Below are 12,061 nucleotides of genomic sequence, written 5' to 3'. Positions count from 1 at the left end.
GCAGGCCAGAGGGGGGTGCCTCGCGCCCATCCGATCAATGACCTCCCGCTACCCCGCCATATCAGCCGACATCATCAACCTCTTCGCCACGCGCAACACGCATGCCGTCGAGGTTGCAGTGCTGCAGCCGGCCGATCCGTTCCTCGACATGGCCGGCGAGGATTTGCGCCGGCGTATTTTTCTCACCGAAAGCGAGACCGGTCAGGCGCTGTGCCTGCGGCCCGAATTCACCATTCCGGTCTGTCTCGACCACATAAGATCGCAGGCCGGCACGCCGCGCCGCTATTCCTATCTCGGCGAGGTGTTTCGCCAGCGCCGCGAAGGCGGTAACGAGTTCTTTCAGGCCGGCATCGAGGATTTGGGCGATCGCGACACTGCCCAAGCCGATGCCCGCTCGCTGGCAGACGCGCATGCGCTGCTCTCGCTGGTGCTGCCTGGCCAGGCGCTGGCGATCACGCTCGGCGACCAGACCATTTTCGAGGCGGTGCTGGCAGCCCTTGGGCTGCCGCGCGGCTGGCGCATGCGTCTTGCCCGCGCCTTCGGCTCGGCGCCGATGCTGCAGGCGGCGCTCGCCGATCTCGCCAACCCGCCACGCAACGGCCAGCTCTCCGGTCCGGTCGCCGCCCTCGTCCTCGACGGCGATCTGGAAGGTCTGTCCGCCCACATCGCCGGCGGCATGGAAGAGGCCGGCCTGTCGGCTTCCGCCGGCCGCTCGCCGTCCGACATTGCACGGCGGCTGATCGAGAAAGCCGAATTGCGCAGCGTGCGGCTGTCCAACGAGGCCTTCGCGGCGCTGAAGGGTTTTCTGGCCATCGACGTGCCGCTCGATGGCGCGGCCCAGGCATTGGCGACCTTTGCCGGCGGCGCCGGGCTCTCGCTGGGTGCGGCGCTGGAGAATTTCGCCGCCCGCGCCAAGGCGATTGAAGCGCATGGCTTGCCGACGGGAAGGATCCGCTACGACGCCGCCTTCGGCCGTCCCCTCGACTATTACACCGGCCTGGTCTTTGAAATCGCGGCGCAAGATGGCGAACGGCCGCTCGTCGGTGGCGGCCGTTATGACCGACTGCTGACGCTGCTTGGCGCCAAGACGCCAATCCCCGGCGTCGGCTTTTCCGTCTGGCTCGATCGCATCGACGCATTGCGGGAGATGGCGCCATGATCACCCTGGCGATCCCGTCGAAAGGCCGGCTCAAGGAGCAGGCACTGGACGTGTTGGCCAAGGCCGGGCTCGCCGTCAGCCTGCCCGGCGACCAGCGCTCCTATCGCGCCCGCATCGAAGGCGCGGAAAGCGTCGAAGTGGCCTTCCTGTCGGCTTCCGAGATTGCTGGCGAGATCGGCCAGGGCGCGGTCGATCTCGGCATCACCGGCGAGGACCTGGTGCGCGAGAACCTTGCCGACTGGGAAACCCGCGCCGAAATCGTCGCCCGTCTCGGCTTTGGCAATGCCGATGTCGTGGTCGCCGTGCCCGACATCTGGCTCGACGTCGACACTATGGCCGATCTTGATGACGTCGCCGCCGATTTCCGCCAGCGTCATGGACGGCGGCTCAGGATCGCCACCAAATACTGGCGGCTGACGCAGCAGTTCTTCTCGCAAAAACACGGCATCCAGGTCTATCGCATCGTCGAGAGCCTTGGCGCAACCGAAGGCGCACCGGCGGCGGGCCTTGCCGATGTCATCGTCGACATCACCACCACCGGCTCCACGCTGCGCGCCAATCATCTCAAGGTGCTCGGCGACGGCCTCGTCCTGCGCTCGCAGGCCTGTCTGGTGGCGTCAAGGAAGACGCGCGCGGCGGCTGACGAAGCGGTCCTGCGCGACATCGCCACCAGGATGGCCGGCATCATCAGCTAAGGATGCCTCTCCAGTACCATCGGCGGGATTTCCACCATCCCGACAGGCTGATAGGCTCGACCCGTCCTGGGAGGAGACAGCGATGCCGATCAATCTCGACGAGCTGAAGAATGCCACCAATTTGCGCGGGCGTGGATCGCGCAATGGCGATGTCTTCGTGGCACCCGTCGACGGCAAGGCGCACGTTTCCGGCGAGCGCACGACGCCGCTGCTCAACAAGACCATTCCCGCGCTGTTCTCCGACACCGCCAGCAAATACGCCACGCTCGATGCCGCGGTCTTCGTCGACCAGGACAAGCGCTTCACCTGGAGCGAACTGTCGGACACGGTCGATGCGCTGGCCGCCGGCTTCCTGGCGCTGGGCCTTGAAAAGGGCGATCGCGTCGGCATCTGGTCGCCCAACCGATGGGAATGGCTGGTGACGCAATTCGCCACCGCCCGCATCGGCCTGATTCTGGTCAACATCAACCCGGCCTATCGGCTGACCGAACTCGATTATGCCTTGAACAAGGTCGGCTGCAAGGCGCTTGTGACCGCGGTCAAGTTCAAGACCTCCGACTATCTCGGCATGATCGAGACGCTGGCGCCGGAGCTCGCGACCGCCACCCCCGGCAAGCTCACGGCAAAGCAGCTGCCGGCGCTGAAGATCGTCATCCGCATGGGTGAGGACAACTCACCCGGCATGTTTAATTTCGGTGATGTGCTGGCCATGGCCGGGCGCGACGAGCATGACAGCCTCGACCGCATCTCGGAGGGGCTGAAGCCCGGCGACGCCATCAACATCCAGTTCACATCAGGCACGACAGGGGCACCCAAGGGCGCGACGCTGACCCACAACAACATCGTCAACAACGGCAATTTCGTCACCTCGGCGATCAAACTGACCGTCGATGACCGGCTGTGCATCCCGGTGCCGCTCTATCACTGCTTCGGCATGTCGATGGGCACGATGGGCTGCGTGTCGAAGGGCGCGACCATGGTTTTCCCGGGCGAGGGGTTCGATGCCGGCGCCACGCTGAGAGCGGTGGCGAATGAGCGCTGCACCGGGCTTTATGGCGTGCCGACCATGTTCGTCGCGCTGCTCGATCATCCGGACTTCCAGTCCTTCGATCTCTCCAGCCTGCGCACCGGCATCATGGCCGGATCGCCATGCCCGATCGAGGTGATGAAGAAAGTGGTGTCGCTGATGCATATGTCAGAAGTGACGATCGCCTACGGCATGACCGAGACCAGTCCGGTGTCGTTCCAGAGCGGCGTCGACGACCCGCTGGAAAAGCGCGTCTCGACGGTTGGACGCATCCACCCCCATGTCGAGGTCAAGGCAGTCGATGCCGACGGCGCCACCGTCGCCGTCGGCGCGCCGGGCGAGCTATGCACGCGCGGCTATTCGGTGATGAAGGGCTACTGGGACGACGACGACAAGACCCGCGAAGCGATCGACACCGATGGCTGGATGCACACTGGCGATCTCGCCACCATCGATGCCGAGGGCTATTGCAACATTGTCGGCCGGGTCAAGGACATGGTCATCCGCGGTGGCGAGAACGTCTATCCGCGTGAGGTCGAGGAATTCCTTTACCGCCATCCCAAGGTCAGGGAAGTGCAGGTGTTCGGCATTCCAGACCCAAAATATGGCGAGGAGCTGTGCGCCTGGATCGTGCTCAAGCCAGGCCAGATCGCCACCGAACAGGAGATCAAGGCCTTCTGCGCCGGCCAGATCGCCCACTACAAGATCCCGCGCCACATCCGCTTCCGCACCGAACTGCCGATGACGGTGACCGGCAAACCGCAGAAGTTTCTGATGCGCGAGGCGATGGTCAAGGAACTGGGGCTGGTGACGCAGAAGACGGCGTAAGGGGAGCAGCGCTTCGATTTTGAATGCAGCCAAGGTCGCGATCCCGCGGCATCGTTTGGAGCCGCGGGCTGACGTTGTTTGTGAGGGTCGAATGGGGGGCTTCCGGAGATTGGCGAAGGTGCTCCCCATGGGTTTTCCGCAAGTTTCGCAGGTGCATGGGGGCTTGAATGAGTGCTTTCCAACGATCGGTGACCTCTTATGCAATGCCCCTAGCCGCTTTGGTGATGGCTGTAGCAGTCAGGGCAAGCGGGCTGTCGGTGGATCAAGGTTCGCTGGGCGCCAGGATCCTTATCGGAGCGCTTTCGTGTGCGATCATGTTCACCACCATTTTCGTGGTGCTCGACCACGCTGAGGCGGTGGCTCGGCGAGTAGGAGAGCCCTACGGCACATTGGTGCTGACCTTCGCAGTGACGGCAATCGAAGTATCGATCATCGTCTCCATGATGCTGCATGGAGAAAACAACCCCACGCTTGCACGTGAGTCCGTCTTTTCAACCGTGATGATTACATCTACCGGCGTTGTCGGCATGTGTCTCGCGCTTGGCGGCTGGCGTCATCGCAAGCAGGCAATTGTTCGACAAGGGACCAGCGCATATTTGGCGGTTCTGGCCGCACTGACCGTCATGACGCTTGTTCTGCCAACCTACACACAAACCACGGGGCCTGGCACATTTTCAGCTGCTCAACTTGGCTTCGTAAGCGTGCTCTCAGTGCTACTCTATGCAAGTTTTGTGTTCGCACAGACTGTCCGGCACCGAGACGACTTCGTCCAAGGACAAGAACACGACGTTTCGACGCAGACCGTCCCTCATGAAAGCGTCGCTGCCGGCACTTTGCTCCTGTTGATCGGGCTGATTGGAATTGTCATGCTCGCCGAGCAAGTCGCCGCAAGTGTTGAAGATACGCTCGTTACCTACCAGGTGACCCAGTCCGACAGTATTGTGGGGGCATTGATCGCCGGGTTGGTTTTGATGCCGGAGGCCATTTCGGCGGTTCGCGCTTCACTTCACAATGAGCTGCAACGCGGCTTGAATGTTGCGATGGGTTCCGCCTGCGCTACAATTGGTTTGACAATACCGGCGGTCGCAGCCGCCAGCCTGCTGACGGGGAGAGGGTTGACCCTGGGGCTTCCTGCAACTGACACAGTACTTCTAATTTTAGCACTCTTCATATGCAATGTGAGCTTTAGTACCGAAAGAACAACATTCCTGACTGGCATGGTCCATATCGTGGTATTTTTCACGTATATATTTCTTATATTTGTACCATGACCGATTTGCGCCGAGATCCGCGGTTGTCTGTAATTTAGGAATTCGGAATCGGAGGCCGCGCGCTGATGTTGGATAACTACGAGGTGGATGGGTTTGGCGTGATCCACCAGATCGACTTCACCCCGATCAAATACGACAAGCGATACATTTCCTATTACGAGGACCTGAGTGACCGGACCATCAAGCTCGGATATCAGCGACTTGGCTGGGTGCTGGGAATCACCGGCGAGATTCCTCGGTCCGTGCTGGAGATTGGATATGGCACGGGGACATTTGTCGAAGCCGCGAAAATAACCGGGGTCGCCGACTGCGCCGGCTGCGACATCGCCACGTTTCCGCTGCCCAAAGGCGTCCGCTTTGTCGATTGGGATGAGGCGCTGGCAAGTTCGTGGGATCTTGTCGCCATGTTCGACGTGCTGGAGCACATCCCGGATCTGGGTTTCCTCGCCCGCCTTCAGGCCCGCTATCTGGCCGTCGCCGTCCCTTATTGCCGCTGGCGCGAGCTCGGGGCCGACGGCGACGCGTGGTTCCAGACGTGGCGCATGCGTCTCCCCAACGAGCACCTGCACCACTTCGACCGTGACTCGCTGGTGGCACTCCTCGCACAGAGCGGCTTCGAGTGCGTGACACTGAACTGCTTCGAGGACGGGATCAGACTGCGGCCCGGCGAAGCGGGTCCGAATATTCTGTCCGGCTTCTTTAGAAAGCTGTAGCCCGGTTTCCCCGCGGGCCCGACCAAGCGGGCGAAAACGGGCGAGTGAGGTATGGCCTTGTCGTTGGGACGCGGCAGGATCGGCAAAAAAGGCGCGGGCCACGGCCCGCGCTTTTTTCTTATTCAAGCGTCTAAACCTCAGTCCTTCTCGAAGACACGCGCCTTGGCGACGACGCCGGCAATGGCGCCGCCGATCAACGGTGCAACGATGAACAACCAGAGCTGGCCGATCGCCGCACTGCCGGAAAACAGCGCCGGGCCGATCGAGCGGGCCGGATTGAGCGAGGTGCCGGTGACCGGGATGATGGCGAAGTGCAACCCTGCCAGCGTCAGGCCGATGACCAGCCCGGCGAACGCCGTCGAGTGCTTTTCAGCGGTGACACCGAGGATCACGGTGACGAAGGTGAAGGTGCCGATCAGTTCCCACAGGAACGCCGAGCTGACGCCCCATTTCGCCACGTCCCAGCCATTGGCGCCGAAGCCGCCAGTGTGTCCGCCGGCCTGGCCGGAGACGATGATCCACAATGCCAGCGAGGCCAGGATGGCGCCGATGATCTGCGCGATCCAGTAGGGGATGACGTCCTTGGCCGGCAGCCGGCCGGCAAGAAAGACACCCAGCGTCACCGCCGGATTGAGATGCGCCCCTGAAATCGGGCCGATCGCGTAGGCCGCCGCAATGAGACCGATGCCGAATGCCAGTCCGATGCCTTCCTGGCCGAGCGGCAGCGCACCGCCGAAGCCGCCCGTCACCACCGAAGCCGTACCGATGAACACCAACAGAAATGTGCCTAGAACTTCCGCCAGATAAGTCTTCATTGCCCTCTCCTCGTAGCGATCCGCCGGTCCACGTTTTCCGTGCCGCGAATCATGGCGGCAAGAGTATTCCCAACCGAAAAACTTGGAAAGCAGAGCGGTTGCGCCAGATCGCGTACTTGCAGGCGCCAGTTACGAACATTAGAAACCTGTCATCTATTGATTGATCTGTTGTTGCTGGCCAGGGACATTTACTTGTCGGGCGGATCAGCTGGCCTCGGTCAGGATAACCTCGTCGCCGTGAGACGGAAGCGGGGTTCAATCCGGTCGAGAAAGGCTCTAAGAGCAGGCCCGGAGATCATGTGCTCGATTAGATGGAATGACGAATGCGACTGGGCGGACGGCTGGCAGCAGCTATCGAAGTTCTGGAAGACATCGGCCGGCGTCACCGGCCGGTTGCGGACGCGCTGAAGGATTGGGGCCTGTCGCACCGCTTCGCCGGCGGCGGCGACCGCGCCGCGATCGGCAACATCGTCTATGACGCCTTGCGCCGCAAGCGTTCCGCCGGCTGGCTGCTCGGCGAAGAGACGCCGCGCGCCATCGGCTTCGGCGCGCTGTTGCTCGAATGGGGCCAGACGGCGCAGTCGCTCAACGATGCGCTTGATGGTGACAAATTCGCGCCGCCGCTGCTGACGGCCACCGAACTGCAGACAATTGCCGAACGCCGGCTCGCCGATGCGCCGGCCGCGGTGCGGGCCGACATACCCGATTGGTGCGTGCCGCTTTTCGAGAAAACCTTCGGCGACACCTGGGCTGATGAGGGGGCGGCGCTGGCGACGCGACCGCCGCTCGACATCAGAGTCAACACGTTGCAGGCCAACCGTGACAAGGTGCTGGGCGAGCTGACCGGAACCGGCGCGAAACCAGCCACCATCGCACCGCAAGGCATCCGCATCCCGCCGATCGATGGCGACGGCAGGCACCCCAACGTGCAAGCCGAGCCGGCTTTCCAGAAAGGCTGGTTCGAGGTCCAGGACGAAGGCTCGCAGGTCGTGGCTGCCCTGTCCGGCGCCGAGGCCGGCATGCAGGTGCTCGATTTCTGCGCCGGCGCCGGCGGCAAGACACTGGCGCTGTCGGCTGCGATGGACAATCGCGGCCAGATCTTTGCCCACGACGCCGAAAAGGCGCGGCTGGCGCCGATCTTCGACCGCATCCGTCGCTCGGAAAACCGCAATGTGCAGGTCGTCACCAAGCCGGCAGAACTCGCTCCGCTCGGCAACCATATGGACATCGTGCTGGTCGACGCACCTTGTACCGGCAGCGGCACCTGGCGGCGCCGTCCCGATGCCAAATGGCGGCTGACGCAAAGACAACTCGACGCTCGCAGAAGCGAGCAGTCGGCGATCCTCGAAGCGGCCAAAGCCTACGTCAAGTCAGGCGGCCTGCTGGTCTACATCACCTGCTCGGTGTTCGAAGAGGAGAATGGCGAGCAGGTCGCGGCGTTTCGGGAGCGCAACAGCGGCTTTGTCCCGGTCGATCACCGAGCCCTCTGGGACAGTCGTTTTCCCGGCCATGCGGCAGCCGTGCGGATCGGTCCGGCCGGCGACGTCTCGCTGTCGCCGGCGCTGAGCGGAACTGACGGATTCTACTTTTGTGCCATGCGCAGGTCGGCCTGAGCCCCATCGGATATCGCCAATCCTTGACGTGTGCCTGACCTCAGCCGGCGGGTGAGGTCGATTGCTGCAGTGCAGCAAAAGCATTTGCCTGCCGCCCGTGCCTCTGCAATAAGCTTATCCGCATAAAGAAAGGCAGCGGCCATGGCAGCAAAGATCGTACCCGCCCCGGACTACGAGGATCGCGTCAGAACCTCCTTCGCGCGCCAGCAGGCCATGGCCACGATCGGCGCCGAACTGACCCTGGTGACGCCGGGCATCATTGAGATCGAGATGCCTTATTCGGCGGCACTGACCCAGCAGCATGGTTTCCTGCATGCCGGCGTCATCTCGACGGCATTGGACTCGGCCTGTGGCTATGCCGCGTTCTCGCTGATGCCGGAAAACTCCGGCGTGCTGACCATCGAATTCAAGGTCAATCTGCTGGCGCCGGGCAGGGGCGAACGCTTCCTGTTCCGCGGTTCGGTGACAAAACCCGGTCGCACCATCATCGTCGCCGACGGCCAGGCCTATGCCTTCGCCGCCGACGGCGAGGCCAGGCTGATCGCCACCATGACCGGAACGATGATGACGGTGGTCGGGCGTGATGGCATCGAAGGCTGATCCGATGGGAAAGATTGTGCGGCTAGGCGGCAAGGGCGTCCTCTTCGTGATGGCTGCGCAAGCCGAATACGGCCCGCATCTCAAGCGGCTGTTCACGCCGCTGATGACGGGTGTCGGGCCGGTCGAGGCCGGCGTCAGGCTGGGCGCTGAACTCTCCCTGCTGAAGTCGCGGAAGACGCTGCCGGACCTCGTCGTATCGCTCGGCTCGGCCGGCAGCCGGACGCTGGAGCAGACGGAAATCTACCAGGCCGTGTCGGTCAGCTATCGCGACATCGACGCCTCGCCGCTCGGCTTCGAAAAGGGCGCGACGCCCTTCCTTGATCTGCCGGTGACCGTGCCGCTGCCGTTCAGGATTCCTGGCGTGAGGGAGGCAACGCTGTCGACCGGCGGCGCGATCGTCACCGGCGCCGCCTACGACGCAATTGCCGCCGACATGGTCGACATGGAGACCTTCGCCTGCCTGCGCGCCTGCCAGCTGTTCGACATCCCGCTGGTAGGGCTGCGCGGCATTTCAGACGGCGCGGCGGACCTGCGGCACGTCGGCGACTGGACCGAATATCTGCACGTCATCGACGAGAAGCTGGCCGGAGCGGTCGGGCGGCTGGAACAGGCGGTCGGCGATGGCTTGCTGGGCGCCTGACGGCAAACAGCATCAGGCCGCCAAGCTTGCCGGATCGCCGAAATCGATGCGCGAAATGCGCCCGCGTACGGCGCCGGTCGCATCGACATAGTCGATTGCTCCCGGCGAATGATCGAGTTTCCAGGAGCCGGTGGGGCCATCTCTCCATTCGACCTTGTAGCCGTCGTCGAGCAGCATCCAGATCCCATGGAAACGAGTATCGTCGGGCAGCAGCATATGCGCCCGGTTCTCGTTTTCGTAGTGGATGAAGGCGTTCTTGCCGCCCATGTCGATGACATGCGTGGTGCCAATCATGATAACGGCCAGCGTGTTCCTGTCGAGAATTGTCATGGTCTCTGTCCGGGCTTGAGTTCGAAAGAGCCTCGACGCAGTGATTATCGTCAAGTATCTTGACTATACGGAGCCGAGATAAAATGGTCAAGGAACTTGACGAAAAAATCGAAACCCTGCCGGATCACGTCGGCTGGCGCCTATGGCAGGCAAGCAGTGCCTGGCAGGCAGAATTCGCCGCCGCGATGCGCGCCGCCGGTCACGACTGGTTCACCGAAGCACGCGCCGGACTGCTTGGACACATCACCAGGAACGGCATGCGCCAGTCGGCGTTGATCGAACGCTCGGCAATCTCCAAGCAGGCGGTCCAGCAACTGCTCGACGGCCTCGAGGCGGAGGGGATCGTCGAGCGTCTACCCGATCCGCAAGATGGCCGCGGCAAGCTGGTGCGCTACACCAGCATGGGGCTGGATGCCTTGCGCGACGGCGATCGGGTCAAGATGGAGATCGAGCGGCGCTATGTCAGTCGCATTGGCGAGGAGCGGTTCACGGCGCTGATGGGCGCTTTGCGGGCGCTTGCGGCCGGACAGGCTGCGGCGAAGGATGAAGACGCTGGCGCTGAAGGTGAAGTCGTGGAATCGAAGTGACAGCAAGGCCCCGCAACCCATTGCGTCGACTCATTTCTTTCTCTAAACGCTCGCCATGAAAACAGCCAATCATCCCGACACCGTCCTGATTGTCGATTTCGGCAGCCAGTTTACACAGCTCATCGCCCGCCGCATCCGCGAGGCCGGCGTGTTTTCCGAGATCGTGCCGTTCCAGTCGGCCGAGGCGGCGTTCGAGCGTATCAATCCGAAAGCCGTGATCCTGTCCGGCGGCCCCGCCTCGACGTCGGACATCGGCAGCCCGCGGGCGCCGCAGATCGTCTTCGATGCCGGCGTGCCGGTGCTCGGCATCTGCTACGGCCAGATGGCGATGTGCGTGCAGATGGGTGGCGTCGCCGAAAGCTCCGATCATCGTGAATTCGGCCGCGCCTTCGTCGAGATCGAGAAGGATAGCCCGCTGTTCGAGGGCCTGTGGGCGCCCGGCCAGCGCCACCAGGTGTGGATGAGCCACGGTGACCGCGTCATCTCCTTGCCCAATGGCTTCGAAGTGTTCGGCAAGTCCGAAGGCTCGCCCTTCGCCATCTTCGGCAATATCGAGCGCAAGATGTACGGCATCATGTTCCACCCCGAGGTGGTGCACACCCCGGATGGCGCAAGGCTGCTGCGCAACTTCGTCCACAACATCGCCGGCATCGAGGGCGACTGGACGATGCGTGCCTATCGCGAACACGCGGTCGAGGCGATCCGCAAGCAGGTTGGCAAGGGCAAGGTCATCTGCGCGCTGTCGGGCGGCGTCGATTCCTCGGTCGCCGCACTTCTGATCCACGAAGCGGTCGGCGACCAGCTGACCTGCATCCTTGTCGACCACGGGCTGATGCGCAAGGACGAGGCGGCGGGCGTGGTGGCGATGTTCCGCCAGCACTACAATCTGCCGCTGATCCTGGTCGATGCCGCGGACAAGTTCATCTCGGCGCTGGAAGGCGAGGCCGACCCGGAGAAGAAACGCAAGACCATCGGCCGGCTGTTCATCGAGGTGTTCGAGGAGGAGGCGAAGAAGCTCGGCGGCGCCGACTTCCTGGCGCAAGGCACGCTCTATCCCGACGTCATCGAGAGCGTCTCCTTCACCGGCGGCCCGTCGGTGACCATCAAGTCGCACCACAATGTCGGCGGCCTGCCCGCGCGCATGAACATGCAACTGGTCGAGCCGCTGCGTGAACTGTTCAAGGACGAGGTGAGGGCCCTCGGCAAGGAGCTCGGCCTGCCCGAAAGCTTCATCGGCCGGCATCCGTTCCCAGGCCCTGGTCTTGCCATCCGCTGCCCCGGCGGCATCACCCGCGAAAAGCTGGAGATTCTGCGCGAGGCCGACGCCATCTATCTCGACGAGATCCGCAAGGCCGGCCTCTACGACGCCATCTGGCAGGCCTTCGCCGTGCTCTTGCCGGTGCAGACTGTCGGCGTGATGGGCGATGGCCGCACCTACGAGTTCGTCTGCGCGCTGCGCGCCGTCACCTCGGTCGACGGCATGACCGCGGATTTCTACCACTACGACATGGCGTTCCTGGGTGCCGCCGCCACCCGCATCATCAACGAAGTCCGCGGCATCAACCGCGTCGTCTACGACGTCACCTCAAAGCCGCCCGGCACCATCGAATGGGAATGATTCAGACCCACTCAAACGCCGCCGAAAATACGCCAATATGCGCCCTAACCATCTGATAAAAAGTATAAATCCTTTCAGAGACAATCAGCGACAATCGGTGCGCAGAGATTGGCTTTGACGGACCGCTTGACGGACCGTCCGCATATTACCCATCCGAATTTTTCC

12 protein-coding genes are annotated in these 12,061 nt (G+C 62.9%); 10 read left to right on the top strand and 2 right to left on the bottom strand.

Annotation, left to right across the window (positions count from 1 at the left end; all coding sequences use genetic code 11):
• Positions 1-37: 37 nt before the first annotated feature.
• The 5 genes from AC0ZT5_RS28820 to AC0ZT5_RS28800 all read left to right on the top strand — a co-directional run bounded on the left by AC0ZT5_RS28820 (position 38) and on the right by AC0ZT5_RS28800 (position 5,693).
• Positions 38-1,159 carry an ATP phosphoribosyltransferase regulatory subunit gene (locus AC0ZT5_RS28820; protein ID WP_488499196.1) on the top strand — a complete coding sequence of 374 codons (1,122 nt, stop codon included), beginning with the start codon at positions 38-40 and terminating at the stop codon, positions 1,157-1,159.
• Positions 1,156-1,854: an ATP phosphoribosyltransferase gene (hisG, locus tag AC0ZT5_RS28815; protein WP_488499189.1), complete on the top strand. Its 699-nt coding sequence runs from the start codon at positions 1,156-1,158 to the stop codon at positions 1,852-1,854. Before AC0ZT5_RS28820 ends, hisG begins: the two co-directional genes overlap by 4 nt.
• A gap of 82 nt (positions 1,855-1,936) precedes the next feature.
• Entirely contained in the window at positions 1,937-3,709 is a 1,773-nt protein-coding gene (locus AC0ZT5_RS28810; RefSeq protein WP_488499188.1) for an AMP-binding protein, read from the top strand.
• A 167-nt stretch (positions 3,710-3,876) separates the two neighbouring features.
• Positions 3,877-4,980, top strand: a complete 1,104-nt coding sequence (locus AC0ZT5_RS28805; RefSeq protein WP_488499187.1) for a calcium:cation antiporter — start codon at positions 3,877-3,879, stop codon at positions 4,978-4,980.
• A gap of 65 nt (positions 4,981-5,045) precedes the next feature.
• Positions 5,046-5,693, top strand: coding sequence for a class I SAM-dependent methyltransferase (locus AC0ZT5_RS28800; protein WP_488499186.1), 648 nt, complete (start codon positions 5,046-5,048; stop codon positions 5,691-5,693).
• A 137-nt stretch (positions 5,694-5,830) separates the two neighbouring features.
• Here AC0ZT5_RS28800 and AC0ZT5_RS28795 read toward each other — a convergent pair whose 3' ends face one another.
• Complete coding sequence (locus AC0ZT5_RS28795) at positions 5,831-6,508, bottom strand: MIP family channel protein (RefSeq protein ID WP_457154925.1); 678 nt, start codon at positions 6,506-6,508, stop codon at positions 5,831-5,833.
• A 323-nt stretch (positions 6,509-6,831) separates the two neighbouring features.
• On the opposite strand from AC0ZT5_RS28795, the gene AC0ZT5_RS28790 reads away from it, so the two are divergent.
• The 3 genes from AC0ZT5_RS28790 (at position 6,832) to AC0ZT5_RS28780 (ending at position 9,361) form a co-directional block, all read left to right on the top strand.
• Positions 6,832-8,121: an RsmB/NOP family class I SAM-dependent RNA methyltransferase gene (locus AC0ZT5_RS28790; RefSeq protein WP_488499185.1), complete on the top strand. Its 1,290-nt coding sequence runs from the start codon at positions 6,832-6,834 to the stop codon at positions 8,119-8,121.
• Positions 8,122-8,262: 141 nt separating this feature from the next.
• Positions 8,263-8,721, top strand: coding sequence for a PaaI family thioesterase (locus AC0ZT5_RS28785; protein ID WP_477290090.1), 459 nt, complete (start codon positions 8,263-8,265; stop codon positions 8,719-8,721).
• A 4-nt stretch (positions 8,722-8,725) separates the two neighbouring features.
• The gene (locus tag AC0ZT5_RS28780; protein WP_488499184.1) at positions 8,726-9,361 is read left to right on the top strand and encodes a 5'-methylthioadenosine/S-adenosylhomocysteine nucleosidase; all 636 of its coding nucleotides are present in this window, start codon (positions 8,726-8,728) and stop codon (positions 9,359-9,361) included.
• 12 nt (positions 9,362-9,373) lie between these two features.
• Here AC0ZT5_RS28780 and AC0ZT5_RS28775 read toward each other — a convergent pair whose 3' ends face one another.
• Positions 9,374-9,691: a hypothetical protein gene (locus AC0ZT5_RS28775; RefSeq protein ID WP_488499183.1), complete on the bottom strand. Its 318-nt coding sequence runs from the start codon at positions 9,689-9,691 to the stop codon at positions 9,374-9,376.
• Between the two features lie 83 nt (positions 9,692-9,774).
• Between AC0ZT5_RS28775 and AC0ZT5_RS28770 the strand changes: the two genes are divergently transcribed.
• Positions 9,775-10,278 carry a MarR family winged helix-turn-helix transcriptional regulator gene (locus tag AC0ZT5_RS28770; protein WP_488499182.1) on the top strand — a complete coding sequence of 168 codons (504 nt, stop codon included), beginning with the start codon at positions 9,775-9,777 and terminating at the stop codon, positions 10,276-10,278.
• 55 nt (positions 10,279-10,333) lie between these two features.
• Complete coding sequence (gene guaA / locus AC0ZT5_RS28765; RefSeq protein ID WP_488499181.1) at positions 10,334-11,896, top strand: glutamine-hydrolyzing GMP synthase; 1,563 nt, start codon at positions 10,334-10,336, stop codon at positions 11,894-11,896.
• Positions 11,897-12,061: the final 165 nt, after the last annotated feature.

The organism is Mesorhizobium sp. CNPSo 4670, assembly GCF_057784235.1.
This window is presented reverse-complemented; position numbering and strand designations above follow the sequence as displayed.

Bases quoted from the DNA above. Each gene is read 5' to 3' on its own strand.
- AC0ZT5_RS28800 (WP_488499186.1), top strand. From the start codon at position 5,046: ATGTTGGATAACTACGAGGTGGATGGGTTTGGCGTGATCCACCAGATC.
- AC0ZT5_RS28810 (WP_488499188.1), top strand. From the start codon at position 1,937: ATGCCGATCAATCTCGACGAGCTGAAGAATGCCACCAATTTGCGCGGG.
- AC0ZT5_RS28790 (WP_488499185.1), top strand. From the start codon at position 6,832: ATGCGACTGGGCGGACGGCTGGCAGCAGCTATCGAAGTTCTGGAAGAC.
- AC0ZT5_RS28775 (WP_488499183.1), bottom strand. From the start codon at position 9,691: ATGACAATTCTCGACAGGAACACGCTGGCCGTTATCATGATTGGCACC.
- hisG (WP_488499189.1), top strand. From the start codon at position 1,156: ATGATCACCCTGGCGATCCCGTCGAAAGGCCGGCTCAAGGAGCAGGCA.
- AC0ZT5_RS28820 (WP_488499196.1), top strand. From the start codon at position 38: ATGACCTCCCGCTACCCCGCCATATCAGCCGACATCATCAACCTCTTC.
- AC0ZT5_RS28770 (WP_488499182.1), top strand. From the start codon at position 9,775: ATGGTCAAGGAACTTGACGAAAAAATCGAAACCCTGCCGGATCACGTC.
- AC0ZT5_RS28785 (WP_477290090.1), top strand. From the start codon at position 8,263: ATGGCAGCAAAGATCGTACCCGCCCCGGACTACGAGGATCGCGTCAGA.
- AC0ZT5_RS28780 (WP_488499184.1), top strand. From the start codon at position 8,726: ATGGGAAAGATTGTGCGGCTAGGCGGCAAGGGCGTCCTCTTCGTGATG.
- AC0ZT5_RS28805 (WP_488499187.1), top strand. From the start codon at position 3,877: ATGAGTGCTTTCCAACGATCGGTGACCTCTTATGCAATGCCCCTAGCC.
- AC0ZT5_RS28795 (WP_457154925.1), bottom strand. From the start codon at position 6,508: ATGAAGACTTATCTGGCGGAAGTTCTAGGCACATTTCTGTTGGTGTTC.
- guaA (WP_488499181.1), top strand. From the start codon at position 10,334: ATGAAAACAGCCAATCATCCCGACACCGTCCTGATTGTCGATTTCGGC.